This is a genomic window from Pseudomonas sp. SK (assembly GCF_012975065.1).
In the GTDB taxonomy this organism is placed as follows: Bacteria; Pseudomonadota; Gammaproteobacteria; order Pseudomonadales; family Pseudomonadaceae; genus Aquipseudomonas; species Aquipseudomonas anuradhapurensis.
Window position 1 is genome coordinate 4,179,419 of record NZ_CP051857.1, and the last position, 25,535, is coordinate 4,204,953.

The window sequence follows — 25,535 nt, forward strand, 5'->3', positions numbered from 1 at the left end:
ATGCTCGATAACCGTGAAAGCGATATCGCCGTGGTCGGCGCCGGCATTGTCGGTGTCGCCTGCGCCTTGCAACTGGCCCGCCAGGGGCGCCGGGTCATGCTGATCGACCGCCAGGCACCCGGCCACGGCGCGTCCTACGGCAATGCCGGGCACCTGGCTACCGAGCAGGTGTTCCCGATTGCCGACCTGTCGATCCTCAAGCGCCTGCCACGCATGCTGCTGGACCCGATGGGCCCGCTGCGCCTGGACTGGAAGTACCTGCCCAGGGCCATGCCCTGGTTCACCCGGCTGCTGCTCAACCTGCGCCCGGCGCCGTTCCAGCGCAGCGTGGCCGGTATCCGCCAGTTGAACGAAGGCAGCCTGGCCGCCTGGCAGCGGCTGCTGGGCTCGATCGGGCGCAGCGCGCTGTTCCGCGAAGATGGCTCGCTGCTGGTGTTCGAGCGGCCCGAATCGCGCGCGGCACTGGAGGCCCTGCGCGCCCGCATGCAACAGCAGGCGGTGCCGGTCGACTTGTGGTCGGCGCAAAGCGTGCGCGCAGCGGCGCCACAGCTCAGCTCATCGCTGCTGGGCGGGTTGTTCTTTCCGCGTACCGGGCACTTCATCGACCCTTACCGGGTGGTGTGCGAGCTGTTCGAAGCGGCCAAGGCCAGCGGCGTGCGTTTTGTCCAGGCGCAAGTCGAGGGTGGCCAGTTGCACAGCGGCGGGGTCAACCTGGCCAGCGACCAGGGCGCACTCACTGCGCGCCAGGTGTTGATCAGCTGTGGCGCGCATTCTGCGCGGCTGACCGACGCGCTGACCGGCAAGCGCGTACCGCTGGATACCGAGCGCGGCTACCACCTGATGCTGCCGGGCGAGCAGCAGCGCCTGCCGTTTGCGGTCACCTCACTGGAGCGCAAGTTCATCATGACGCCCATGGCCGAGGGCTTGCGCCTGGCGGGCACGGTCGAGTTCGCCGGGCTGGAGGCACCGCCGAGCATGCAGCGGGCCTGGCAGTTGCACCGCTTGAGCAAGGGCTTGTTCCAGCAGGAACTGAATGCCGAAGGGGCGACGCCGTGGATGGGGTTTCGGCCTTCGCTGCCAGATTCGTTGCCGGTGATCGACCGGGTGTGCGATGGGCGGGTGCTGCTGGCGTTCGGGCATCAGCACCTGGGGCTGACCCAGGCGGCGCTGACGGCGGAATGGGTGGGGAGGTTGGCTGAGATGGCCGGTGGACCGGAGATGGTGGCTTACCGGTTGGATCGGTTTTAGCCTGTGCTGGCCTCTTCGCGGGTGAACCCGCTCCCACAGGGATCGCACAGGCCTTGAGGGCAGTGGAGATCCTGTGGGAGCGGGTTTACCCGCGAATGGGCTGCAAAGCAGCCCCTTCATGCCTCAGCGATAACGCTCAAGCCAGTGTGCATAAGGTGCCGGCAAGGTCCAGGAAGCTTTCTCCACCCCCAGCTCCTTGGCAGCGAAATAAGCCCAGTGCGGGTCCGCCAGATGCGCCCGGCCTACCGACACCAGGTCCAGCTGGTTGGCCTGCAGCGCCGCTTCCGCCAGTTGCGGCGTACCGAAGCCCCACGCCGACGTTACCGGCAGCTTCGCCTCACGGCGCACGCGCTCGGCAATCGGCCCCATGAACGCCGGGCCCCACGGGATATTGGTCTCGGGGATGGTGAAGCCGACACTCACGCTCAGCAAATCAAGGCCACCAGCCTTGAAGCGGCGCGCCAGCTCGATCGATTCTTCCAGGGTCTGCTCATCGCGGCCATCGTATTCCAGCACCCCAAAGCGCGCGGTCAGCGGCAGGTTCTCCGGCCACACTTCGCGCACTGCCGCCAGGGTTTCCAGAAGGAAGCGGCTGCGGTTGTCGAAGCTGCCACCGTAGGCGTCGGTGCGCTTGTTGGAATGTTCGGAGAAGAAGCTCTGGCCCAGGTAACCATGGGCAAAGTGCAGCTCGATCCACTCGAAACCGGCATCACGTGCACGCCGCGCGGCATCGACGAAGTCCTGCTTGACCCGGGCGATGTCGGCCAGGGTCATCTCCCGCGGCACTTTCGGCAGGTGCGCGCCGAAGGCAATGGCAGACGGGGCGATGGTTTCCCAGCCGCGCGCGTCGTCGGCGGCAATGTGGTCGTCTCCTTCCCACGGGCGGTTGGCGCTGGCCTTGCGCCCGGCGTGGGCAATCTGGATACCCGGCACGGCACCGGCGGCCTTGATCGCCTGCACCACCGGCACGAAGGCCTGGGCGTGGGCATCGCTCCAGATCCCGGCGCAACCGGGGGTGATGCGCCCTTCCGGCGCCACCGCAGTGGCTTCGACCACCAGCAGGCCGGCACCGCCGCGGGCCAGGCCGGCCAGGTGCACATGGTGCCAATCGTTGATCATGCCGTCCTCGGCCATGTACTGGCACATGGGCGGAATGGCGATGCGGTTGCGCAGGGTGACGTCCTTGAGGGTGTAGGGTTCGAACAGAGCGGACATGGGCAAGCTCCCGGGCTATGTGATTACGATTGTTCGATCATAATCGAACTATGGCAATTAATGATAGCCCCGTTATCATGACGCTCATGCGAGCCTATCAACATCCCAATTCCGAAGACCTGACCCTCGAACGCCTGCTCTATGCCCTGAGCGACCCGGTGCGCCTTGGCATCGTGCGCCACCTGGCGGGCGTGGCCGAAGCCAGCTGCGGCGAGCTGGACGGCGGCCGGCCGAAGTCGAGCATGTCCCACCACTTTCGCGTGTTGCGTGACGCGGGGCTGGTGCATACCCGCAATGTCGGCACCACGCACATGAATTCGCTGCGCAGCGAGATGCTGGCAGAGCGCTTCCCCGGGTTGCTGGACTGCATCCTGCGGCAGAACTGATTTTTCCTGTGCCGGCCTTTCGCGGATAAATCCGCTCCTACAGGATGAGGTGCGCCCCATTTGTTGGACAAAAAATCCAACCTCAGGGGCGCAGTTCAGGAATAGCGTCAGCTTTGCGAGCGGGTTTACCCGCGAAGGTCCCGAACAGGCAACAAAAAAGCCACGAGGTTTCCCCCGTGGCTTCTTGCACAACGATGGCCGCTTACAGCGCCATGTCGTTCTCAGGCTTGCTTTCCGCCGGCTGGCTCGGTGCAACCGTGGTACCGACGCTGGCGTCGATCACCGGTGGTTTCTCCAGCTGCAGCACTTCAGCGGTGTAGTTCCACTCTTTCTGGGTGGCCGCTGCCGAGTCGTTCAGCTTGGTGCCGTAGCTTGGCACGATCTGCTTGATCTTGGCCTGCCACTCTGGGGTAGCGACCTTCTCCTTGAACACGGTTTCCAGCACGTTCAGCATGATCGGCGCAGCGGTCGAGGCACCTGGCGATGCACCCAGCAGGCCAGCAATAGTGCGGTCTTCGGAGGCAACCACTTCGGTGCCCAGCTTCAGCACGCCGCCCTTCTCGGCATCACGCTTGATGATCTGCACGCGCTGGCCGGCCTGCCACAGTTTCCAGTCTTCCTTCTTGGCGTTCGGGAAGTAGGTACGCAGGGCTTCGAAGCGGTCATCGTCAGACAGCATCAGCTGGCCAGCGAGGTACTCGACCAGCGGGTACTGGTCGATACCGACCTTGGTCATTGGCCACACGTTGTGGGTGGTGGTGCTGCTCAGCAGGTCCAGGTACGAGCCGTTCTTCAGGAACTTGGTCGAGAAGGTGGCGAATGGGCCAAACAGGATCACCCGCTTGCCGTCCAGCACACGGGTGTCCAGGTGCGGTACCGACATGGGTGGCGCGCCGGTCGAGGCGATGCCGTAGGCCTTGGCCATGTGCTGCATGGCGATGGTCGGGTTCTCGGTCACCAGGAACGAGCCACCCACCGGGAAGCCTGCGTATTCCTTGGCTTCAGGAATGCCCGACTTCTGCAGCAGCTTCAGTGCGCCGCCGCCGGCACCGATGAACAGGAACTTGGCGTCGGTGGCCGACTCGGTACCGTCCTTCAGGTTCTTGTACTCGACGTGCCAGGAGCCGTCCTTGTTGCGGGTGATGTCCTGCACTTCGCTGGACAGCTTCAGGTCGAAGTTGTCCTGGGTTTTCAGGTGGCCGACGAACTGGCGGGTGATCTCGCCGAAGTTGACGTCGGTACCGATCGGCGTCCAGGTCACGGCCAGCTTCTGGTTCGGGTCGCGGCCTTCCATCATCAGCGGGACCCACTTGGCGATCTGCGCGTGGTCCTCGGAGTACTGCATCGGGCGGAACAGCGGGCTGGCCTGCAGCGCGTCGTAACGCTTCTTGAGGAACTTGATGTTGTCATCGCCCCACACGAAGCTCATGTGCGGCGTGGTGTTGATGAACGAGTGCGGGTTCTTCAGCACGCCCTGGCGCACCTGCCAGGCCCAGAACTGGCGGGAGATCTGGAAGGCCTCGTTGATTTCGATGGCCTTGCTGATGTTGACGTTGCCGTCTTTGTCTTCCGGGGTGTAGTTCAGCTCGGCCAGCGCGGAGTGGCCGGTACCGGCGTTGTTCCAGCCGTTGGAGCTTTCTTCGGCCACGCCGTCCAGGCGCTCGACCATTTCCATCGACCAGCTTGGCTCCAGCTCGTGCAGCCACACGGCCAGGGTGGAGCTCATGATGCCGCCGCCGACCAGCAGCACGTCTACTTTCTTGGTTTCTGCGGCGTACGCTTGCATGCAGCTTGCAGCGACAGCCAGGCCCAGCAAGGTCTTGCCAGCTTTCTTGAACATTGATCAATTCCAGTCAGGAGAACGGAGGGCGGGCCTGTGGCTGGCCCAGGTAACGCGTGTTCTTCAGCGCAGGCTTGTTGTGTTCATTATTCAGCAGCCAGAGAACCAGAAAACGACCCGGCCTTTTGTCGAATTGACCGACAGCGCTGAATCGTTTTTCCGGATTGTAACCGAATTGCCAGCACAAACAAATTGCCGCCCGGCGCGTCAAGGCGGCGGGTTGCCCCAGTGACGGATTGCCGCGCCGGCAAACAAAAACCCCCGGCCATGTACATGACCGGGGGCCTTGGATCACGCCGCAAGCGTCGCGATCAGGGTACCGCCAAGATTACTGCTGCTGAGGCAGTTTATCGATCGGGCCGCAGCCACCGATGATCTTGGAGATGGAAACCGAAGGGTGGAACAGGTAGTCGTAGCTGCAGTTTTTCGGCTGGTTGTAAACTTGGCCAGTGCAACCCGACAGCAGGGCAACACCCGAAACGACAGCAACGGCTACGGTAGCCTTGAACAGCTTTTTCATACTAAATCCTTTATATGAAATCATCTTCGGCCATCATTCTGATGGCGCGGGGATGATACAGAACCCGAGCCTTGGATCCAAGTCGCAATGTGCGCTGGCTAGTTGCTGTTGTAGGAGTGGCCTTGTGTCGCGATGGGCCGCAAAGCGGCCCCCGGCCTACAACCGAAACTCAGAATAATCCCCTTCCATGTAGGCAATTTCCCAAACATACTGCCAAAACGCTCAAACGGTTGCGACGGATTAAGTCGCGCTCTAGTCTCGGCTTGTCGTTGCAAATCAACGACCGGCTTTGACAGGCCGACTACTCAAGTTTCCGTTGCGGCGCTTTATGGCAGCTGTACATGGGGCACATTCGTGTGCGCCGGGTCTCTTGGGTAACCGGTCTGTCAACCTATGTATAGCTGCCTCCATTCGTTTGACAGCGTTGCCAGGCGGCTCCACTTACCCAGGAGCTCTCATGCGCAAGATAGTCCCCGATCCACCTCACTCCCTCGATTCAACCCAGGTGTTGCAAGACACCCTGGTCCAGTCCTCAGAGTACGTACTCTGCGCCCTGTCCGTCGCTCGCCAATCCGTGCAACTCAAACCCGCTGCTCCAAGCTCGATTGTGATGCAGGCCGTTATCCATGAAATGGAGGCGGTACAGGGCCTGGTCGAGGCGGCATTGATGCAGTTGCAGATGCAGGCCCATTTGCCGGCTGAGTCACGAACCTTGCATTAAGCAGGTCTGGCCTCTTCGCGGGTAAACCCGCTCCCACAGGGGTAATCATTGCCCTCAAGTCCTGCGCGGTAGCTGTGGGAGCGGGTTCACCCGCGAAGAGGCCGGTACAGCCCCCCAAAATCCCAGGGAGATTCACCAATGCCCACCGACGACACGAAACAACCCACTACAGTCGGCAAGACCTGCTTCTACCAAGGCGAAAACAACACCCACGCACTGTTCCGCATCGCACCCGGCATCCCCTGCCAGGACGCCCGCGAACAGGCCTCCGAACTGATGGGGTATGTCCGCGACCTGATCATCACCGGTCTAATGGACGGCGACCAGAAACTGATCTGGGCATCGCACTACCTTAGTGCGATGGCGAAGGCGCTGCTGGACGATGCCGAATTGGGGATGATGAAAAAATAAGCCACAACGAAAAAGCCCCTGGAAACTTGCGTTTCCAGGGGCTTCATCTTGTATGGCGGAGAGATAGGGATTTGAACCCTAGGTACTGTTGCCAGTACAACGGATTTCGAATCCGTCCCGTTCGACCACTCCGGCATCTCTCCAATGCCGCGCATCATACCAGCGTTCTTTTGAAAGGCAAATCTTTTTTTCAAAAAAATCGCGTGGTATCAGACGCTTGCGTGAACGTAGCGCTTACAGCGGCACGCCCAGGCGCTTGGCAACTTCTTCGTAGGCTTCGATCACGTCGCCCAGGCCCTGGCGGAAGCGGTCCTTGTCCATCTTCTTGCGGGTCTCTTTGTCCCACAGGCGGCAGCCGTCCGGGCTGAACTCGTCGCCCAGCACGATCTGGCCGTGGAATACACCGAACTCCAGCTTGAAGTCGACCAGCAGCAGGCCGGCGTCATCGAACAGCTTGCTCAATACTTCGTTGACCTTCAGCGACAGCTTTTTCATTTCCGCCAGTTGCTCGGCGGTGCCCCAGCCGAACGCGACAACGTGGGATTCGTTGATGAAGGGGTCGCCCTTCTCGTCGTTCTTCAGGAACAGTTCGAAGGTGGACGGCTCCAGCTTGATGCCCTCCTCCACGCCCAGGCGCTTGACCAGGCTGCCAGCGGCGTAGTTGCGCACCACGCACTCGACCGGGATCATGTCCAGCTTCTTCACCAGGCACTCGTTGTCGCCCAGCAGCTTGTCGAACTGGGTCGGCACGCCGGCTTCTTCGAGTTTCTGCATGATGAAGGCGTTGAACTTGTTGTTCACCATGCCTTTGCGGTCGAGCTGTTCGATGCGCTTGCCGTCGAACGCCGACGTATCGTTACGGAACAGCAGGATCAAGCGGTCGGCGTCGTCGGTCTTGTAAACCGATTTGGCCTTGCCGCGGTAGAGTTCGTCGCGTTTTTCCATGATTGGGCTCCGCTTGCTTGAGGTGTTGGGCTAGGCGATTTCACGCCAGTCGAGCCCGTGTTCCTGATTCGCCACCTGGAGCCAGTCCGGGTCGCACCCGAGGGTGTCGACGAAGCACTGGCGAGCCAAGTGTGGCAGGTTGTTCTTGCTGCTGAGGTGGGCCAGCACCAGGTGTTGCAGGTTGCTCCAGCCCAACTCGTGCACCAGGCGCGCGGCCTGGTGATTGTTCAAATGCCCTTGCAGGCCACCCACCCGCCGCTTGAGGAAGGCCGGGTAGTGGCCACGCGCCAACAGGTCGCGGCAGTGGTTGGCCTCGATCAGCAGTGCATCCAGGCCCTGGTAACGCTCCAGCAGGCGGGCGTCGTACGAGCCCAGGTCGGTCAGCATGCCGAAGCGCCGCTGGCCGTCGCCGACCACGTATTGCAGTGGTTCGTAGGCATCGTGCTCGACCCGTGCCGCGCTCACCTCCAGGCTGCCGATACGCAGGCTGTCGCCACAGGCGAGAAAACCGGCCACCTCCACCGGTTTGCGCAAGCCGCGCAAGGTCCCTTGGCTGAGGTAGACCGGTACATTGTAGCGCCGCGACAGCAAGCCGACCCCATGCACGTGGTCGGCATGTTCGTGGGTGACCAGTACCGCACTGAGCTGGGCCGGCAACACGCCGAGCAGCGCCAGGCGCCGCTCGGTCTCGCGCAGGGAAAAGCCGCAATCGACCAGGATGAACGTGTCACCACTGGCGATCAGCGTGCCGTTTCCCTGGCTGCCGCTTCCGAGTACCGCGAAGCGCACTTAGCCCAGGTGGTCCTGAATGGCGCTGAGCACGCGGCGGGCGACATCGGCCGGGGCCACGGTGTTGATGTTTTTCTCGACCGTGACCTGCACGCTGTCACCCACCTTGCTCAGGCGTACCTGATAACGCTCGGCACGGGCTTCACGCTCTTCCTTGGTCGGTTCGCTGCCGAACATGCGGCCGAAGAAGCCAGGCTCGTTCTGCTTGTCTTCGGGCTTTTCCGACAGGTTGATGTAGTACAGGCCCAGGCTGCGGTTGATGTCCTCGACGCGCCACTGGCCGCCCTGCTCCAGGGCACGGCCCACGCTGGACCAGGCACGGTCCAGGTCGGCACCCAGGTACAGCACCGGGTTGCCACTGCCATCTTCGCTCAGGCTGACGCGGCTGGGGGCGTCGAAGTCGCGCGCGGCCAGCAGCGATACCGAACCGCCCTTCTCGGCGCTGCGGTTCATGCTGGCGAGCATTTCGTCGACCAGCAGGGCATCAGCGGCGGTATTGCTGGAGCTGGACGGGAAGTCCGGCTCGGCGGTGCTGCCGGCCGGGCGCTCGACGCTGACCACGTACACTTCGGAGGTGTTGCGCTGCACGCCAGGCTCCATGCGCACCCGCACGCGCACTTCGCTGTCACTGCTGCTGGCGGTGCTGGCCAGGCGCTGGCCGAGGGCGGCCGACAGTTCGTCGAAACGCTGCCAGGTGGTGTTGAATTCACCAGTCTGCGGGCGCTCTTCGGCGATGCGGAAGCCATTGTCCTCGAAGAACTGGCGCGCCACCGGCCACACTTCGGCCGGCGAGTGCTGGGCCAGCACCCAACGGCTGCTGCCGCTGCGTTGCAGGCTGTAGTCGGTGACCTGGGCGGCGCCGCCGGTCAACGGTTGCGGGCGCGGCACCTCGAACTCGCCCGTGGCGTTGTCGTCGGCGACGTTACGCGGAATCGGCAGCAGCGGGTCAAGGCGCTTGATGTTGCTGGCGTCCGGCGGCAGCTGCATCGGCGCGGTCGGGTGCGCTTGCAGGTAATCGCTGCCGCGGTCGCGGAAATAGCCATCCTCGCCCCACAGCCAGCCACACCCACTGGTGCTGGAAATAATCAGGGCAAGGGCGGAAAGACCAGCCAGTCGCTTCATGCGGTGTACTTCCTCTTAAACCAGTACGCCGGACTGGCGCAAGGCAGTACGGACTTTTTCGTGGCAGCCTTCGCTCAGCCAGGTCAGCGGCAGGCGAATGCCTTTTTGCATCAGGCCCATTTCGACGAGTGCCCATTTCACCGGGATCGGGTTGGACTCGCAGAACAGGTCTTTGTGCAGCGGCATGAGTTTTTCGTTGATTGCGCGGGCCTTCTCGGCATTGCCCGCAAGGGCGGCCTCGCACAGGTCGGCCATTTCGCGCGGGGCGACGTTGGCGGTGACGGAAATGTTGCCCTTGCCGCCCATCAGGATCAGCTCGACGGCGGTCGGGTCGTCACCGGACAGGACGATGAAGTCGCTGTCGACGCCATCGAGGATGGCCTTGGCGCGGGCCAGGTCGCCGGTGGCTTCCTTGATGCCGATGATGTTCTTGACCTTCGACAGGCGGATCACGGTCTCGGCCTGCATGTCGCAGGAGGTGCGGCCGGGTACGTTGTAGAGGATCTGCGGGATGTCGACGGCTTCGGCAATGTGCTTGAAGTGCTGGTACAGGCCTTCCTGGGTCGGCTTGTTGTAGTACGGCACGACCAGCAGGCAGGCATCGGCACCGGCGCTCTTGGCGTTCTGGGTCAGGTGCACGGCTTCGGCAGTGGAGTTGGCACCGGTGCCGGCAATGACCGGCACGCGGCGGCTGCTGCGCTTGACGCGCTCGACCACGTGCTTGATGACCAGGATGTGCTCTTCGACATCCAGCGTGGCCGACTCGCCAGTGGTGCCGACAGCGACGATCGCGTGGGTGCCGTTTTCCAGGTGGAAGTCTACAAGTTTGTCGAGGCTGTCCCAGTCAAGACGCCCTTGTGCATCCATGGGAGTGACCAACGCCACCATACTGCCCGCAATCATGTAACTGCTCCTGCCGGAAAAAGAGAGCGGTAATGGTACTGGGGGCATCGACCTTGCACAAGCGAAGCAGGCGGGCGGAGCATTCCCCTCGGCGCCTTATTTCGCTACCCTTGATGCTTTGATCGGTGCAGCGCGGCCCGCCGGGCCGTCGACCTTGCTCCCCGCCAGCGTCCACGACCTCGCATGCGAGCCCCGGGCCCTGCCGACAGGAGGCTTTCGCCCGTCCTGTGCCGACCGCTCATCGCTTTAGGAATGCTGCATGTCCACCCCCACCGTCCGCGAACAATTCCTTGTCATCAGTGCCCTGGGCCCGAACCCCATGGAACTGGCCAACGTCCTCAGCCGCGCTGCGTTCGAGAACCGCTGCGCGGTGGTCACCTCGCGCCTGAGCCGCCACGGCGAGACCAGCGCCCTGGTATTGCAGGTGGGCGGCAGCTGGGATGCCCTGGCACGCCTCGAAGCCATGCTGCCGGGCCTGGGCAAGAAGCACGGCCTGACCCTGGACGTGGTGCGCAGCGCCGACCAGGAAGTGCGCCCGCAGGCCCTGCCCTACGTGGCCTATGTCAGCGCCGCCTACCGCCCGGACATCATCAACGAGCTGTGCCAGTTCTTCCTCGACCACCGCGTCGAACTGGAAGCCATGACCTGCGACACCTACCTGGCGCCGCAAACCGGCAGCAGCATGCTCAATGCCCAGTTCACCGTGATCCTGCCGGCCGGCACCCAGATCAGCTGGCTGCGTGACCAGTTCCTGGACTTTGCCGATGCGCTGAACCTGGACGCGCTGATCGAGCCCTGGCGCCCACAGAACCCCATGTAAGGAGCCACCATGGCCGTAGCACTCGACCAACCGGTCGCCGATTTCCAGGCCCAGGCTACCAGCGGGCAAACCGTGAGCCTGGGCCAACTCAAGGGCCGCCAGGTGGTGGTGTACTTCTACCCGAAGGACAGCACGCCAGGCTGCACCACCGAAGGCCAGGGTTTCCGCGACCAGCATGACGCCTTTGCCGCGGCCAATACCGTGGTGTTCGGCGTGTCGCGCGACGGCATCAAGTCGCACGAGAACTTCAAGGCCAAGCAAGGCTTCCCGTTCGAGCTGATCAGCGACAAGGACGAGGCCCTCTGCCAGCTGTTCGACGTGATCAAGCTGAAGAAGCTGTATGGCAAGGAATACCTGGGCGTTGACCGCAGCACCTTCCTGATCGACAAGCATGGTGTGCTGCGCCAGGAATGGCGTGGGGTGAAGGTGCCGGGGCATGTGGATGCCGTATTGGCTGCTGCCCAGGCCCTGAACAAGGCTTGAGATTGCTGTGGGCTGCTTTGCAGCCCTTCGCGGGCACGCCCGCTCCCAGCGAAATCGAGCCGGAACCTGTGGGAGCGGGCGTGCCCGCGAAGGGCCGCAAAGCGGCCCCAATTGCATCAAAGCATCGGCGAAACACTAGGCTCCTGCCGCGGCCAGGCATCCAGCACGGCCTTGATCAAGGTCGCCAGCGGGATCGCGAAGAAGATCCCCCAGAACCCCCACAACCCGCCAAACAGCAGCACCGCGCAAATGATCGCCACCGGGTGCAGGCTCACCGCCTCGGAGAACAGCAGCGGTACCAGCACGTTGCCGTCCAGCGCCTGGATGATCGCGTACACCGTCATCAGGTAGATGAACTGGTCTCCCCAGCCCCACTGGAACAACGCAATCAGGGTCACCGGCACGGTCACCACCACTGCACCCACGTACGGCACCACCACCGACAGCCCCACCAGCAGGGCCAGCAGCGCGGCATAGTTGAGCCCGAGGCTGATAAAGGCGATGTAGGTGGCAATGCCGCAGATCAGGATCTCGATGCCCTTGCCGCGGATATAGTTGGCGATCTGCCGGTTCATCTCGCTGCCCACGCGGTTCAGCAGGGTGCGCTGGCGTGGCAGGTAGCCACTGACCCAACGGCCGATCAGTTCGCGGTCCTTGAGGAAGAAGAACACCAGGATCGGCACCAGCACCAGGTAGATCATGGCGTTGACCAGCAGCGGCAGGCTGGACAGCGAGAAGGTCAGTGCCCATTGGCCGAACTTGCCGATTTCCCCGCGCACCGACTCGATGGCATGCAGCACCTGCTCGTCCGACACCAGGTGCGGGTAGCGTTCGGGCAACAGCAACAGCAGCGACTGCCATTTGCCGAGCATGCCTGGCAGCTCGTTGAACAGGGTGATCAGCTGATGCCACAGCAGCGGCACCAGCACCAGCATGAACACGGCCAGCGCGCCCATGAACAGGGCGAACACCAGCAGCACCGCCAACCGGGTCGGCACCCGCAGGCGCTCCAGGGCATTGACCAACCCCTGCATGAGGAACGCCAGCACCATGCCTGCCAGTACCGGTGCGAGCATGCCACCCAGGGTAAGTACTGCGGTAAAAGCCAGGAACAACAAGACCGCCAGCACCACCGCTTCCTCATCCGAGAAGTAGCGCTGCATCCAGTCGCGAAGCACTTTGAACATTGACGATCCTTGGAAAGACTCAGGCCTTGCGCAGCCAGTAAGTGTAGGTGCCAGCCTCGGCCGTCTCCTGCAGCAGGGTATGACCGGCCAGCTGGGCGAAAGTGCGGAAGTCGCGTTGCGAACCGGCGTCGGTGGCGATCACCTTGAGCACCGCGCCGCTGGCCAGGCGGTTGAGCTCCATCTTGGCCTTGAGCAGCGGCAACGGGCAATTCAGCCCGCTGGCGTCCAGCTCGGCGTCACAGGTCAGGGTGTCACTCATTGCGGGGCTCTCCAAAGGCGTTGCCAGGCTGCGGCCTGGTTGGGTCGGCTAGGATAGCGCCACTGGTCGCCAACGTGTGAGCCCGCTACAGTAGGTATCTTTGACCGACGCGAGTTTCATGCATGAATCTACTGCGCCCTACCCTGCTGACGCTGGCCTGCCTGTTGGCCCTCCCTGGCCATGCAGACGACCTGCCATCACTGGGCGACGCCAGTTCCGCAATCGTCTCGCCCCAACAGGAACACCAGCTTGGCCGCGCCTGGCTGAGCCTGTTGCGTGGCCAGGTCAACCAGCTGAACGATCCACAGCTCAAGGACTATGTTGAAACCAGCGTGTACCGCCTGGCCGAAACCAGCCAGTTGCAGGACCGGCGCCTGGAATTCATCCTCATCGACAGCCGCGAACTGAACGCCTTCGCGGCCCCGGGCGGCATCGTCGGGGTCAACGGCGGGCTGTTCCTCAACGCCCAGACCGAAGGCGAGTACGCCTCGGTACTGGCCCACGAACTGGCGCACTTGTCGCAACGCCACTTCGCTCGCGGCGTCGAGGCCCAGCAGCGCATGCAGCTGCCGATGATGGCGGCACTGCTGGCCGGTATCGTGCTGGCAGCCGGCGGCGGTGGCGATGCCGGTATCGGCGTGATCGCCGGCACCCAGGCGGCGGCGATCCAGGAACAGCGGCGCTTCTCGCGGCAGAACGAACAGGAAGCCGACCGCATCGGCATCCAGAACCTGGAAAAGGCCGGCTACGACCCGCGCAACATGCCAACCATGTTCGAACGCCTGGCGCGGCAATACCGCTATGACGCCAAGCCGCCGGAGTTTTTGCTGACCCACCCGGTGACCGAATCGCGTATCGCCGACACCCGCAACCGTGCCGAGCAGGCGCCCAAGGGCGGCGTCGAGGACAGCATGCGCTACCAGCTGATCCGCGCGCGGGTGGCACTGACCTACGAAGGCACCCCAGGGCTGGCGGCCAAGCGCTTCCGCGCCCAGCTGGATGAAGACCCGAAGCTGGACGCAGCACGTTACGGCCTGGCCCTGGCGCAGATCAAAGGCGGCCAGCTCAACGAAGCGCGGGAAAACCTCAAGCCGTTGCTGGCCAAAGCGCCTAACGACATCACCTACAACCTGGCGCAAATCGACCTGGACATCACCAACAATCGCCTGGCCGACGCACAGCAGCGGGCCGAGCGCATGCAGGGGCTGTACCCGGGCAACTACCCGTTGAAGCAGGTACGTGCCGACCTGCTGGTGAAGCAGAACAAGCCTGCCGAGGCTGAAAAGGTCTTGAACGAGCTGGTGAAGAGCCGCCCGGATGACCCGGACGTGTGGTACGACATGGCCGAAGTGCGTGGCTTGTCGGGCAATACCATCGGCTTGCACCGGGCGCGGGCCGAATACTTCACGCTGGTGGGGGATTTTGACCAGGCGATCCAGCAGCTGGATTACGCCAAGCGCCGGGCTGGTGGGAACTTCCCGCTGGCAGCGCAGATTGACCAGCGCCAGCGCGAAATCATGGAACAGCAGCGCATGGTTCGGGAGATGATGGGGCGCTGAGGGCCATTCGCGGGCACGCCCGCTCCCACAGGTACTGCACCGCCCTTACAAGCGGTGCAGTACCTGTGGGAGCGGGCGTGCCCGCGAAGAAAGCGACGCGGTCTGGCGTCAGGCGTTACCGGACAACTTCAGGCGTGCCGCCTGGGTAAAGTCCAGCATGCGGTTCAGCGGCTTGATCGCCTTCGGCACCAGTGCCGGGTCGACGAAGATCTCGTTGGTACCCTTGCGCAGGCAATCCAGCACCCGTTCCAGGGTATTCATCGCCATCCACGGGCAGTGCGCGCAGCTGCGGCACGCCGCGCCGTTACCGGCGGTCGGGGCTTCGACGAACTCCTTGTCCGGGCACAACTGCTGCATCTTGTAGAAGATGCCACGGTCGGTGGCGACGATGAAGGTCTTGTTCGGCAGGGTCTGGGCAGCCTTGATCAGCTGGCTGGTGGAGCCGACCGCATCGGCCAGCTCGATCACCGCCTCGGGCGATTCCGGGTGCACCAGGATCGCCGCGTCCGGATACAGCGCTTTCATGTCGGCCAGCTGGCGCGACTTGAACTCTTCGTGAACGATGCAGGCACCGTCCCACAGCAGCATGTCGGCGCCGGTCTGCTTCTGGATGTAGCGGCCCAGGTGCTGGTCGGGGCCCCAGATGATGGTTTCGCCGTTGTCCATCAGGCTTTCGACGATCTCCAGCGCGCAGCTTGAAGTCACTACCCAGTCGGCACGGGCTTTCACCGCCGCAGAGGTGTTGGCGTAGACCACCACGGTGCGCTCGGGGTGCTGGTCGCAGAAGGCCGAGAACTCCTCCACCGGGCAACCCAGGTCGAGCGAGCAGGTAGCCTCCAGGGTCGGCATCAGCACGCGCTTTTCCGGGGTGAGGATCTTGGCGGTCTCGCCCATGAAACGCACACCGGCAACCACTACGGTTTGCGCCGGGTGGTTCTTGCCGAAGCGGGCCATTTCCAGCGAGTCGGATACGCAGCCGCCGGTTTCTTCGGCCAGCGCCTGGATGACCGGGTCGCAGTAGTAATGGGCGACCAGCACGGCGTTCTGCGCCTTGAGCTCGGCAGCAATGGCCGCACGGTATTCGGCCTCCTGCTCGGCTGTCAGCGGGTTGGGCTGCTTGGCGTCGAGGTGGGCCTGAACCAACAGGCGTTCGGAAATCTGGGTCATGATCGCTGGACCTGCAGGCGCGTGCGCGCGTCAAATCGAGTGTATCACCCGGCCCTGGCAGATCGGCCAAGGGTGCCGGACGGCACACAGGCCGCCACGGCCCTCTGCGGGCGCGGATTATTATCGGAGGCCGAAGGCTACAGATAATCCAGCGATTTCTAAAGCGGTTTTTGTGTTGCCTGTGCCGGCGACCGGGCCGGCACAGGAGAAGCGATCAACCCTGCGGCGACAGGGCGCCCAGGTGCGAGGCCATGAGCATGGCGAACTCTTCCACGGTCATCTTCTGGCCGTTGAAGTCGACCATGCCGTCGGCATAGTGCAGGCTGCTCACCACATCGGTGCCCTGCACCGTGGCCATGCCGCTCTGCAGCGCCATCACCCCGACCATTTCCCCGGCCTGGCTCGATTGCAGGGCGATGGCCTGGGCGTCGGTCTGGCCGTCCAGCAGCGCCTGCAAGGTCGCCAGGTCACCAATCATCGGCTTGGACAGCGACAGCTTGCTCTTCACCTCGGTGATCAGCTGCTTGCCGAGCTGATCGGGTGGCAGGTCGAAGCTGGCCGGTGCGGCAAAGCCCATCGACAGGTCGAAGCGGCTTTCGCCATTGGCAGTCTTGAACGACAGGTTCTCCACCGCCACCCGCGGCTTGGCGGCCAGCAGCTTCTGCAGGTCGGCCTGGAACCGGGCTTTTTCTGCCTCGTCCATCTGGATTTCCGGCATCGGCTCGCCGGCGGCTGCAGCGGCCTCGAACTCCGGCAGGTGCGACTGATACCACGCCGACAACGCCTGCAGCGCCGGCGCATTGAGCGAAGAGACGCTTACCGCCATCTGCGCCTTGCCCACCGCCCGGTCATCCCAGCGGATATCCTCGACCTTGTACTCCACGCGGCCACCGACAGTGTCCGCCCCTTCCAGGGTTTGCCGGACATTCTGCTGCAGGCCCTTGACCAGCAGCACCTGCTGCTTGGGCCCCAGGGTGACCTTGGTTTCGGCCAGCGCCAGGTCGACGTTGCCTACATAGATGGCCTCGTGCCCGGTAGCCGACAACTGGCCATTAAGCTTCAGGCCCGTGAGCTCGACCGTGGCTGGCGGCTGGTCATCGCTTACCAGCTTCATCAGCAAACGGTCGGCCTGGCCGCTGAAGGTCGAGGCCTTGCCTTGCTGGTCACCACTGACCTGCAGCTGCATGCCCGAGAAGTCGAGGCGGCTGCCGTCCGCTTCATCAAGCTTGACCGGCGCCAGCTGGATCAGGCTGGTCACATTGCCGCCGTAACCCAGGCTGGTCTGCGCGCTGACCGGAGCCTGCTCGCCGGCGGCCGCGAACCACGGCGCGGTGGAGTCGTCCTTCTGCAGCGTGCTGCTGCTGAATGCCAGCACCGGCATCAGCTTGAACGCCTTGACCCGTGACCAGGGGAACGGGCCGTGCTCGATCTGGTCGGTCACGCCTACGTCGAAGTTCAGCACCTCGCCATCACCCAGGCGGATGTCCCGGGCCTTGAGCCGGTATTGGGCGGTACTGCTGAACCAATGCTGCTCCAGCGACACCCGCTCGATGCTCATGCTGCCGCCGGTGCTCACCAGCGCCTTGTCGAGTTCGGCGTTGCTGCGCGACAGGGCGTTGTCGAGTTCTGTGGGAAGCTGCTTGCCGGTGTACCAGGCGCCAGCGGGGATTGCGACGGCAATGGCGATAGCCAGGCCGGAAAGGATGCCAACTGATTTCTTCATGAATAGAACCGATTGCTGTCCGTAAGGGGTTCGTATGCGGCCCTGGGCCGCAGGACGCCAAGAGTACCACTGCAACCCCAGGCATGGCGCTGGGCCAGCTGGAGAAATTGCGTTTTGGGAAAGGCCTGACATTCGCCGCAAGGCGGCTCACTACTTGTAAATTTTTACGAACACACAAATTGATCAAAATCGCAAAAAAACGCGCAAAAACCGAACAAAAACCTGTTTTTATCGACACATATTTCAAATCAGTAACATCTTGTCATGTTTAACTTGACACCAACCTACGCATCGTTTTTTATTTTCACCACTTTGCGCGCTCCCCACGCGCCTCCCGCCGCTCCGACATAAAAGGTGAACAACATGGAGCCCACCCGCTCGCCCTTGCCGCATGCGCAATACCCCGTGCCCGTCGTTTACGCCCCGTCGCAGGAGCCATGCCAGCATGCAGCCTGACTACAGCGTTTCCGGCAACAGCCAACTGCGCAAAACCCTGCGCCTCTGGCACGTGATCATCATCGGCCTGGCCTACCTGACGCCGATGACCGTGTTCGACACCTTCGGTATCGTCTCCGGGATTACCGCCGGCCACGTACCCAGCGCCTACATCCTGGCGCTGGCCGGGATCCTGTTCACCGCCGTGAGCTATGGCACCCTGGTCAAACGCTTCCCGCAATCAGGCTCGGCCTACACCTACACCCAGCGCGCCATCAACCCGCACATGGGCTTCCTGGTCGGCTGGTCGTCGCTGCTCGACTACCTGCTGTTGCCGATGGTCAACGCGCTGCTGGCGAAGCTGTACCTTTCGGCCATGTTCCCGGAAGTACCGGAATGGATGTGGGTGGCCGCTTTCGTCACCCTGATCAGCCTGATCAACATGCGCAGCGTGAACCTGGTGGCGCACTTCAACCTGTTGTTCGTGGCGGTGCAGGTGGCGATCATCGCCGTGTTCATCTACCTGTGCGTGCGCGGCCTGGGCGAGGGTGAAGGGCTGGGTACCGCCTGGAGCCTGCTGCCGTTCGCCGACAACCAGACCCAGCTCAGCGCCCTGGCCGCCGGTGCGACCATCCTGTGCTTCTCGTTCCTCGGCTTCGACGCCGTCACCTGCCTGTCCGAAGAAACCCGCGACCCGGGCAAGACCATCCCGCGGGCAATCTTCCTCACCGCCCTGATCGGTGGCGTGGTGTTCATCACCGTGTCGTACTTCATCCAGGCCTACTTCCCGACCATGGCACGCTTCCACGACCATGAAGCGGCCCTGCCGGAAATCGCCCTGTATGTCGGCGGCAAGCTGTTCCAGTCGATTTTCATCGCCTGTACGGTGATCAATACCATCGCCTCGGGCCTGGCCTCGCAAACCAGCGTGTCGCGCCTGCTGTACGTGATGGGCCGCGACAACGTGATCCCGGCCAGCCTGTTCGCCCGCCTGCATTCGCGCTACAAGACGCCAGTGCTGAACATTGCCGTGGTCGGGCTGATCTCGCTGTCGGCGATCTTCTTCGACCTGGTCACCGCCACCTCGATCATCAACTTCGGCGCACTGGTCGCGTTCAGCTTCGTCAACCTGTCGGTGATCAACCATTGCTACCTGCGCGAAGGCAAGCGCCAGGGCCTGGCCAACCAGCTGACCTACCTGGTGGTGCCCACCATCGGCTTCTGCATCATCGTCTCGCTGTGGCTCGACCTGAATGCCAACTCGCTGCTGTTCGGTGGGGTCTGGGCGCTGCTCGGCCTGTTGTACCTGGCCTGGCTGACCAAGGCGTTCCGGGACGCCCCGCCCAACTACATCGCTGAATGACCCATGCTGCCGCCAACGCCCGCGCCTGATCGCGGGCGTTGCATTTGCTCGAAAAGGAAAGCCCTGATGCCGCTGCGTCGCCTCTCCATCCAGTGGAAAATCACCCTGCTCGCCGGCCTGTGCCTGCTGGCTATCGTCGCCCTGCTGGTGACCAACTCGCTGGCCCAGGCCCGGCGCAGCGCGGCACTGGTCAACCAGGCCAGCAGCGAGATGCTCGACAGCAGCGCACGCCTGCGCCTGCAAACCCTCGCCGAAAACCAGGCGCTGCGCATCCAGCGCTATTTCATGGACGCCTATCAGTACGCCAATGGCTTCGCCCGCCTGGTGCAGGTGCTCAAGGCCCGCGGCGGCAGCGACCTGCGCGCCGAACTGACGCGCCAGGCCCAGGCCAGCCTGGGCGCCAACCCGGATGTGATCGGCCTGTACCTGGTGTTCCAGCCCGACGCCCTTGGCCCGGACAGCCAGTATGTCGGCCAGGATGCCGCAGGCAGCAATGACAGCGGGCGCTTCTCGCTGTACTGGTCCCAGCCCCGCCCCGGCACCCTCGAGTTCGAAGCCATGCCGGAATCGATGCTTGGCGATGCCGGCATCGGCAGCAATGGCGTGGCCAAGAACCGCTGGCTGACCTGCCCGCAGGACACCGCCAGCGCTTGCGTGCTGGAGCCCTACCTCGACGAGGTGAATGGCCGCCAGGTGCTGATGACCAGCATCGCTCTGCCGCTGCTGGAGCATGGCAAGGTGGTCGGTGTGGTCGGCCTGGACATCGGCCTGGCCAACCTGCAGCAGCTGAGCCTGGACGGCCGCAGCGAACTGTTCGACGGCCAGGGCCAGGTCAGTATTGCCAGCGCCACTGGCCTGCTGGCTGGCAACAGCCGCGACGCCAGCACGCTCGGCAATCCGATGGACAAGACGGTCACCGAAGGCCTGCTGCGCGTGGCCCACCCTTTCACACCGATACCCGGCGCTGCTCCCTGGCAAGTGTTGCTGGACGTGCCGGAAAGCGCGCTGCAGGCCCCCGCCGTCGCCCTCAACCAGCGCCTGGGCAAGCACAACCAGAGCGCCAACCTGATCAGCCTGCTGGTGGGCCTGGGCGCTGCGCTAGCCGGCTTGTTGCTGGTCGGGTTGACTGCCCGCGGCGTGTCCCGGCCGATCCTGGCGGTGGCGGCGCGCCTGCAAGACATCGCCAGCGGTGAGGGCGACCTCACCCGCCGCCTGGACTACGCCCGGCAGGACGAACTGGGCCAGCTCACCGGTTGGTTCAACCGCTTCCTCGACAAGCTGCAGCCGGTGATCGCCCAGGTCAAAGGCTCACTGCAGCAAGCCCGCGACACCGCCGACCAGTCGGCAGGTATCGCCAGCCAGACCAGCAACGGCATGCAGCAACAGCACCGTGAAATCGAACAGGTGGCCACTGCGGCCAACGAAATGAGCGCCACCGCCCTGGATGTCGCCCATAACGCTTCGCAGGCAGCCCAGGCTGCACGCGCTGCCGACCAGGCCAGCCGCGAAGGCCTGCAACTGATCGACAGTACGCGCCAGGGTATCGACCGCCTCACCGCCGACATGGACAACGCCATGGGCGAAGCGCGTGCGCTGGAACACCGCAGCGGGCAGATCGGTTCGGTACTGGAGGTGATCCGCAGCATTGCCGAACAAACCAACCTGCTGGCGCTCAACGCCGCCATCGAGGCAGCCCGTGCCGGCGAAGCCGGGCGTGGTTTCGCCGTGGTCGCCGATGAAGTGCGCGGCCTGGCCCAGCGTACGCAGACCTCGGTGGAGGAAATTCGCCAGGTCATCGAAGGCTTGCAGCAAGGCACCCAGGATGTCGTCGATGCCATGCATGCAGGCCAGCGCCAGGCCCAGGACAGCGCCTCGCGCATGGAACAGGCGCTGCCGGCGCTGCAGCGCATCGGCGAGGCGGTGGCGGTGATCAGCGACATGAACCTGCAGATTGCCTCGGCCGCCGAAGAGCAGAGTGCGGTGGCCGAGGAAGTGAACCGCAACGTGGCTGGCATTCGCGATGTGACCGAATCGCTGGCGGGCCAGGCCGACGAATCGGCGCGCATCAGCCAGGCCCTGAACCGGCTGGCCAACCAGCAGCAGGCGCTGATGGAGCAGTTCCGCGTCTAACCTGTCAGGGCCAATGCGCCTTTTCGCGGGCTTGCCCGCTCCCACAGGTTTTGTACCGACTCCGAAGGCGGCACCGGACCTGTGGGAGCGGGCGAGCCCGCGAAGAGGCCCTGACAGGCGATACAGAATCAATGTTTTTACCGAGCACATCTTATGCAAACCGCAACCAGATCTACCTTCTTCGACATCACCAGCGAGCAGGGCCTGCTACGTACCTCGATCGCCGTCACCCTGTTCATTGCCTTTATCGGTATCGCCTTCGGCCTGGCCTCCGGCTCGTTCTCCATCATCTTCGATGGCGTGTACTCGCTGGCCGACGCCAGCATGAGCGGGCTGTCGCTGGTGGTGGTCAGGCTGATCACTTCGCACACCACCAGCGTGCAGATGTCGCGCAAGCTGCGCGAGCGCTTCACCATGGGCTTCTGGCACCTGGAGCCGATGGTGCTGGCGCTGAACGGCATCCTGCTCAGCAGCGTGGCCATCTACGCACTGATCAACGCCGTCAGCAGCCTGCTGCAAGGCGGGCGCCACCTGGAGTTCGGCATCGCCATGGTCTACGCGGTGCTGACCGTCATCGCCTGCGTGACCATTGCCGTCATCGAGGCCCGCGCCAACCGCAGGCTGGGCTCGGATTTCGTGCGCATGGACGTCAAGGGTTGGGTAATGTCGGCCAGCATCACCGCCGCCCTGCTGATCGCCTTCTGCTTTGGCTACGCCGTGCAAGGCACGCCATGGGAGTGGCTGTCGCCGTACATCGACCCGGCGGTGCTGGCGCTGGTGTGCCTGGTGATCGTGCCGCTGCCGATGTCGGTGGTGCGCCAGGCGCTTTCGGAGATTTTCCTGGTGACGCCGGGCGACCTCAAGCTGCATGTGGATGAAGTTGCCAAGGCTTTCGTCGCGCGCCACGGGTTGCAGTCGTACCGCGCCTATGTGGCCAAGGTCGGGCGTTCGCGGGAGATCGAGCTGTACTTCATCGTGCCCAAGGGCATGGCGGCGAAAACCATCGATGAATGGGATGCGTGGCGCAACGAGATCGGTGATGCGGTGGGTGGCGAAGGGCCGGACCGTTGGCTGACGGTGGTGTTTACCGGGGACCCGGAGTGGGCTGAGTAAAGCAGCTGACGGTCACTCGCCCGGTGCAGGAGCGGCCTTGTGTCCTGATAGGGATGCAACGCAGCCCGCGGGCTTCAGCAGCAGCGCATGATCTGCTGGGGCCGCTTTGCGGCCCGATCGCGACACAAGGCCGCTCCTACAAGCGGGCGCAAGCCGATCGATCGCATCTAGGCATTGGAAAACGAAAAAGCCCGCGACCGTTGCCGGTTGCGGGCTTTGACGTACTGCGTATGGTGGGTCGTGTAGGATTCGAACCTACGACCAATTGGTTAAAAGCCAACTGCTCTACCAACTGAGCTAACGACCCGTTGGATGGCGCGTATAATACTGATTTCTAACGGGAAATCAACACCCCACCACAACTTTTTTTAAAAATATCGCGTCGGGTCGGCAACACCGGCGGCCTTGAAGCCTTCGGCACGCAGGCGGCAGCTGTCGCATTTGCCACAAGCACGGCCGTCATCATCGGCCTGGTAGCAGGAAACGGTCAGGCTGTAGTCCACGCCACGGGCCAAGCCGGCCTGCACGATCTGCGCCTTGCTCATGTTCTGCAGCGGCGCCTGGATACGGAAGCCCTGCCCTTCGACACCGGCTTTGGTCGCCAGGTTGGCCATGCGCTCGAAGGCTTCGACGAACTCGGGGCGGCAGTCCGGGTAGCCGGAATAATCCACCGCGTTGACGCCGATGAAGATATCGCGGGCTTCCAGCACTTCTGCCCAACCCAGGGCCAGCGACAGGAACACGGTGTTGCGCGCCGGCACATAGGTGACCGGGATGCCTTCACCCGGAGCTTCCGGCACGTCGATGCTGCTGTCGGTCAAAGCCGAGCCGCCGATGCCGTTCAGGTTCAGGCCAATCACCTTGTGCTCGACCACGCCCAGGTCGCGGGCAACGCGGGCGGCCGCATTCAGCTCGGCGCGGTGGCGCTGGCCATAGTCGAAGCTCATGGTATAGCAGCTATAGCCTTCGGCCTTGGCCATGGCGACCACGGTGGCCGAGTCCAGGCCACCGGACAACAGGATTACTGCGCGTTTCTCGCTCATGTGTAGTTGCTCCTCAACGTCCGGGTTCGTCGTTCCACAGCAGCTTGTGCAGCTGCAGCTGAAAGCGCACAGGCAGGTTGTCGGCGACAATCCAGTCGGCCAGCTCGCTGGCTTTCAGCTGGTGGTAGCTGGGCGAAAACAGCACCTCACCGGCACGCTCGGCGAGGTTGTACTGGATGAGTTTGGAAACCGCCCAGTCGTAGTCCTCGCGGGAACAGATGACGAACTTGACCTGGTCGTTGCCGGTCAGCTGCTCGATGTTCTCGTAGCGGTTACGGTGCGACTCCTCGGAGCCGGGGGTCTTCAGGTCGAGCACACGGCTGACCCGGGTATCGGTGCCGGCAATATCCAGCGCACCGCTGGTTTCCAGCGAAACCTCGTAACCGGCGTCACACAGGCGCTGCAGCAATGGCAAGGCGTTGGGCTGGGCCAATGGCTCGCCACCGGTCACGCAGACGTAGCGCGGCTTGAAGCTGGCGACCTGCTCCAGGATCGAATCGAGGGTGCGCAGGGTGCCGCCACTGAAGGCATAGGCACTGTCGCAGTACTGGCAGCGCAGGGGGCAACCGGTGAGGCGCACGAATACCGTGGGCAACCCAGCCGTTCGTGTTTCACCCTGCAAAGAGTAAAAGACTTCGGTGATGCGTAATGTGTCTTGCATGCTCGCCACGGGCGTGACAGCTAAACAGGCTGTCCGCCTCCGTCAGGCACTGTCGCGGACTCGACATAGCGTTATCCGCAACAGCGTGTTTACGAAAAAAGGGCAGTGATTCTAACGAAAAAACCCGCGACAGGCGCGGGTTTCTTTCAAACGGTACGGCTCAGAGCTTCTGCAGGTCACGTTGCGCCAGTTGCGCGGCCGAGGTGCCGGGATACTGGCTGATGACTTGCTGCAGGATACCCTTGACCTTGTCGGTATGGCCCATGCGGCGCTCGACATCGGCCAGCTTGTACAGCGAATCCGGTACCTTGCTGTGCTTCGGATACTTCTGGCTGACCTGGGCGAAGGCCTGGCTGGCAGCTGGCAGGTCGCCCTTGGCCAGGTTCACCTCACCCAGCCAGTACTGGGCATTGCCGGCATACTGGCTGTTGGGGTACTTGCGCAGGAAGGCGTTGAACGCCTGGCTGGCCTTGTCGAAGTCTTTCTGCTTGATCAGGTCGAAAGCGGCATCGTAGTAGAGCTTCTCTTTCGCCGGATCACCGGGCTCGCTACTGGCGGCCGGTTGTTGCGCAGCAGCACCTGCTGCTGCATCGGGGGCGGCACTGGAGGCACCACCACCGGAGGAATTGTCAGGGGTCGCGGCAGGCGCGGCGCCACTGTTGATGCGACGGTCCAGGTCCTGGTAACGCTCCAGGTTTTCCTGCTTCATGCGCGACACATCGTTCTGCAGCTCTTCGATGATGCCTTGCTGGCGGGAAAGCTGATCCTGCATCTGTTGCAGCTGCATGAACAGCTGGCCCTGTGCAGAGGCAGGGGCCGAAGCCCCTGACCCGGCATAGGCGCCGCTCGTGCCATAACCCGCGGGCGGATAACTGCCCCCGTTGTCATCAACTACAGGAACCTCAGCCCAGGCCGCGAGCGGCAGGCTGAGTGCGAGGACGGTTACTACACGGCGGCCCATACGCATGAGAACTTACTTACGCAGTTCTACGCGACGGTTCTGAGCCCAGGACTGCTCGTCGTTGCCAGTGGCAACCGGACGCTCTTCACCGTAGGAGACCAGTTCCAGCTGAGCAGGGGAAACGCCCTGCAGAACCAGGTAGCGCTGGACGGCCTTGGCACGACGCTCACCCAGAGCCATGTTGTACTCGCGGGTGCCGCGCTCGTCGGTGTTGCCTTCCAGAACAACGCGGTTGCCGTTGGCTTTCAGGTCCTTGGCGTGAACGTCCAGAGCGCGCATGGCTTCTGGCTTCAGGTCCGAGCTGTCGTATTCGAAGTAGAAGGTGGTGATTGCGCGCAGAGCAGCTTCTTCGCTCAGGGAGCCGTCAACAGCACCAGCGTTGGCACCGTAGCCAGCGTTCGGGTCTACAGCAGCGCCTTCGCCTGCGTTGTCACCGCCCTTCGAGGAGCAACCTACAGCTACGGCCATGGCCAGAGCCAGCGCAGCAAATTTACCAAACTTCAGCATTTCCATCGTGAAACTCCTAATGAA

The 25,535-nt window shown here is 63.3% G+C and carries 26 protein-coding genes and 2 tRNA genes; 11 read left to right on the forward strand and 17 right to left on the reverse strand.

The window, feature by feature from the left end; genetic code table 11:
- Positions 1–1,248: an FAD-binding oxidoreductase gene (locus HG549_RS19120; RefSeq protein ID WP_170031487.1), complete on the forward strand. Its 1,248-nt coding sequence runs from the start codon at positions 1–3 to the stop codon at positions 1,246–1,248.
- 123 nt (positions 1,249–1,371) lie between these two features.
- Here HG549_RS19120 and xenA read toward each other — a convergent pair whose 3' ends face one another.
- Positions 1,372–2,463, reverse strand: a complete 1,092-nt coding sequence (gene xenA, locus HG549_RS19125; RefSeq protein ID WP_170031490.1) for a xenobiotic reductase XenA — start codon at positions 2,461–2,463, stop codon at positions 1,372–1,374.
- 50 nt (positions 2,464–2,513) lie between these two features.
- Between xenA and HG549_RS19130 the strand changes: the two genes are divergently transcribed.
- Positions 2,514–2,849 (forward strand): helix-turn-helix transcriptional regulator, encoded by a 336-nt coding sequence (locus HG549_RS19130; RefSeq protein ID WP_170031493.1) that lies wholly within the window; start codon positions 2,514–2,516, stop codon positions 2,847–2,849.
- 202 nt (positions 2,850–3,051) lie between these two features.
- On the opposite strand, the gene mqo is transcribed toward HG549_RS19130, so the two are convergent.
- On the reverse strand, positions 3,052–4,689 hold the full coding sequence (gene mqo, locus HG549_RS19135; RefSeq protein ID WP_170031496.1) for a malate dehydrogenase (quinone): 1,638 nt from the start codon (positions 4,687–4,689) through the stop codon (positions 3,052–3,054).
- On the opposite strand from mqo, the gene HG549_RS19140 reads away from it, so the two are divergent.
- Positions 4,682–4,921 (forward strand): hypothetical protein, encoded by a 240-nt coding sequence (locus HG549_RS19140; RefSeq protein ID WP_170031499.1) that lies wholly within the window; start codon positions 4,682–4,684, stop codon positions 4,919–4,921. The genes mqo and HG549_RS19140 overlap by 8 nt on opposite strands.
- A gap of 96 nt (positions 4,922–5,017) precedes the next feature.
- Here the strand turns inward: HG549_RS19140 and HG549_RS19145 are convergent, their stop codons facing one another.
- Positions 5,018–5,209 carry a YhfL family protein gene (locus HG549_RS19145; RefSeq protein ID WP_046616491.1) on the reverse strand — a complete coding sequence of 64 codons (192 nt, stop codon included), beginning with the start codon at positions 5,207–5,209 and terminating at the stop codon, positions 5,018–5,020.
- A gap of 457 nt (positions 5,210–5,666) precedes the next feature.
- On the opposite strand from HG549_RS19145, the gene HG549_RS19150 reads away from it, so the two are divergent.
- A complete protein-coding gene (locus HG549_RS19150; RefSeq protein ID WP_170031502.1) occupies positions 5,667–5,930 on the forward strand; it encodes a hypothetical protein in 264 nt (87 codons plus the stop codon).
- Between the two features lie 138 nt (positions 5,931–6,068).
- A complete protein-coding gene (locus HG549_RS19155) occupies positions 6,069–6,341 on the forward strand; it encodes a DUF3077 domain-containing protein (protein ID WP_170031505.1) in 273 nt (90 codons plus the stop codon).
- A gap of 53 nt (positions 6,342–6,394) precedes the next feature.
- Here the strand turns inward: HG549_RS19155 and HG549_RS19160 are convergent.
- From HG549_RS19160 to dapA, 5 genes are all read right to left on the reverse strand, one after another.
- A tRNA-Ser gene (locus HG549_RS19160) sits at positions 6,395–6,484 on the reverse strand.
- A gap of 91 nt (positions 6,485–6,575) precedes the next feature.
- On the reverse strand, positions 6,576–7,286 hold the full coding sequence (gene purC / locus HG549_RS19165; protein WP_004375217.1) for a phosphoribosylaminoimidazolesuccinocarboxamide synthase: 711 nt from the start codon (positions 7,284–7,286) through the stop codon (positions 6,576–6,578).
- A 30-nt stretch (positions 7,287–7,316) separates the two neighbouring features.
- The gene (locus tag HG549_RS19170) at positions 7,317–8,075 is read right to left on the reverse strand and encodes an MBL fold metallo-hydrolase (protein ID WP_170031508.1); all 759 of its coding nucleotides are present in this window, start codon (positions 8,073–8,075) and stop codon (positions 7,317–7,319) included.
- Positions 8,076–9,197, reverse strand: coding sequence for an outer membrane protein assembly factor BamC (gene bamC / locus HG549_RS19175; RefSeq protein ID WP_170031511.1), 1,122 nt, complete (start codon positions 9,195–9,197; stop codon positions 8,076–8,078).
- Positions 9,198–9,212: 15 nt separating this feature from the next.
- A complete protein-coding gene (dapA, locus tag HG549_RS19180; protein ID WP_170031514.1) occupies positions 9,213–10,100 on the reverse strand; it encodes a 4-hydroxy-tetrahydrodipicolinate synthase in 888 nt (295 codons plus the stop codon).
- Positions 10,101–10,359: 259 nt separating this feature from the next.
- On the opposite strand from dapA, the gene HG549_RS19185 reads away from it, so the two are divergent.
- Positions 10,360–10,920 (forward strand): glycine cleavage system protein R, encoded by a 561-nt coding sequence (locus HG549_RS19185; RefSeq protein WP_013973793.1) that lies wholly within the window; start codon positions 10,360–10,362, stop codon positions 10,918–10,920.
- A gap of 9 nt (positions 10,921–10,929) precedes the next feature.
- Positions 10,930–11,403 carry a peroxiredoxin gene (locus tag HG549_RS19190; protein ID WP_170031516.1) on the forward strand — a complete coding sequence of 158 codons (474 nt, stop codon included), beginning with the start codon at positions 10,930–10,932 and terminating at the stop codon, positions 11,401–11,403.
- 116 nt (positions 11,404–11,519) lie between these two features.
- Here the strand turns inward: HG549_RS19190 and HG549_RS19195 are convergent, their stop codons facing one another.
- Together HG549_RS19195 and HG549_RS19200 are read right to left on the reverse strand one after the other, a co-directional pair.
- Positions 11,520–12,590: an AI-2E family transporter gene (locus tag HG549_RS19195; protein WP_170031519.1), complete on the reverse strand. Its 1,071-nt coding sequence runs from the start codon at positions 12,588–12,590 to the stop codon at positions 11,520–11,522.
- A 19-nt stretch (positions 12,591–12,609) separates the two neighbouring features.
- On the reverse strand, positions 12,610–12,849 hold the full coding sequence (locus HG549_RS19200) for a sulfurtransferase TusA family protein (protein WP_012273752.1): 240 nt from the start codon (positions 12,847–12,849) through the stop codon (positions 12,610–12,612).
- A 122-nt stretch (positions 12,850–12,971) separates the two neighbouring features.
- Between HG549_RS19200 and HG549_RS19205 the strand changes: the two genes are divergently transcribed.
- A complete protein-coding gene (locus HG549_RS19205; RefSeq protein ID WP_170031522.1) occupies positions 12,972–14,408 on the forward strand; it encodes a M48 family metalloprotease in 1,437 nt (478 codons plus the stop codon).
- 108 nt (positions 14,409–14,516) lie between these two features.
- Here the strand turns inward: HG549_RS19205 and nadA are convergent, their stop codons facing one another.
- Together nadA and HG549_RS19215 are read right to left on the reverse strand one after the other, a co-directional pair.
- Positions 14,517–15,575 (reverse strand): quinolinate synthase NadA, encoded by a 1,059-nt coding sequence (gene nadA, locus HG549_RS19210; protein WP_170031525.1) that lies wholly within the window; start codon positions 15,573–15,575, stop codon positions 14,517–14,519.
- 214 nt (positions 15,576–15,789) lie between these two features.
- Positions 15,790–17,298 carry a YdgA family protein gene (locus HG549_RS19215; protein ID WP_170031528.1) on the reverse strand — a complete coding sequence of 503 codons (1,509 nt, stop codon included), beginning with the start codon at positions 17,296–17,298 and terminating at the stop codon, positions 15,790–15,792.
- Between the two features lie 445 nt (positions 17,299–17,743).
- Between HG549_RS19215 and HG549_RS19220 the strand changes: the two genes are divergently transcribed.
- From HG549_RS19220 to HG549_RS19230, 3 genes are all read left to right on the forward strand, one after another.
- Positions 17,744–19,096 (forward strand): APC family permease, encoded by a 1,353-nt coding sequence (locus HG549_RS19220; protein ID WP_170031531.1) that lies wholly within the window; start codon positions 17,744–17,746, stop codon positions 19,094–19,096.
- A 66-nt stretch (positions 19,097–19,162) separates the two neighbouring features.
- The gene (locus HG549_RS19225) at positions 19,163–21,226 is read left to right on the forward strand and encodes a methyl-accepting chemotaxis protein (RefSeq protein ID WP_170031533.1); all 2,064 of its coding nucleotides are present in this window, start codon (positions 19,163–19,165) and stop codon (positions 21,224–21,226) included.
- A gap of 153 nt (positions 21,227–21,379) precedes the next feature.
- Positions 21,380–22,339, forward strand: a complete 960-nt coding sequence (locus HG549_RS19230) for a cation diffusion facilitator family transporter (RefSeq protein ID WP_170031536.1) — start codon at positions 21,380–21,382, stop codon at positions 22,337–22,339.
- A 231-nt stretch (positions 22,340–22,570) separates the two neighbouring features.
- Here the strand turns inward: HG549_RS19230 and HG549_RS19235 are convergent.
- The 5 genes from HG549_RS19235 to pal form a co-directional block, all read right to left on the reverse strand.
- Positions 22,571–22,646, reverse strand: a tRNA-Lys gene (locus HG549_RS19235).
- 61 nt (positions 22,647–22,707) lie between these two features.
- Entirely contained in the window at positions 22,708–23,382 is a 675-nt protein-coding gene (gene queC, locus HG549_RS19240; RefSeq protein WP_170031540.1) for a 7-cyano-7-deazaguanine synthase QueC, read from the reverse strand.
- Between the two features lie 13 nt (positions 23,383–23,395).
- A complete protein-coding gene (queE, locus tag HG549_RS19245) occupies positions 23,396–24,043 on the reverse strand; it encodes a 7-carboxy-7-deazaguanine synthase QueE (RefSeq protein WP_170031543.1) in 648 nt (215 codons plus the stop codon).
- A gap of 160 nt (positions 24,044–24,203) precedes the next feature.
- The gene (gene ybgF / locus HG549_RS19250; protein WP_170031546.1) at positions 24,204–25,010 is read right to left on the reverse strand and encodes a tol-pal system protein YbgF; all 807 of its coding nucleotides are present in this window, start codon (positions 25,008–25,010) and stop codon (positions 24,204–24,206) included.
- A 6-nt stretch (positions 25,011–25,016) separates the two neighbouring features.
- The gene (gene pal, locus HG549_RS19255; protein ID WP_015271469.1) at positions 25,017–25,517 is read right to left on the reverse strand and encodes a peptidoglycan-associated lipoprotein Pal; all 501 of its coding nucleotides are present in this window, start codon (positions 25,515–25,517) and stop codon (positions 25,017–25,019) included.
- Positions 25,518–25,535 lie beyond the last annotated feature (18 nt).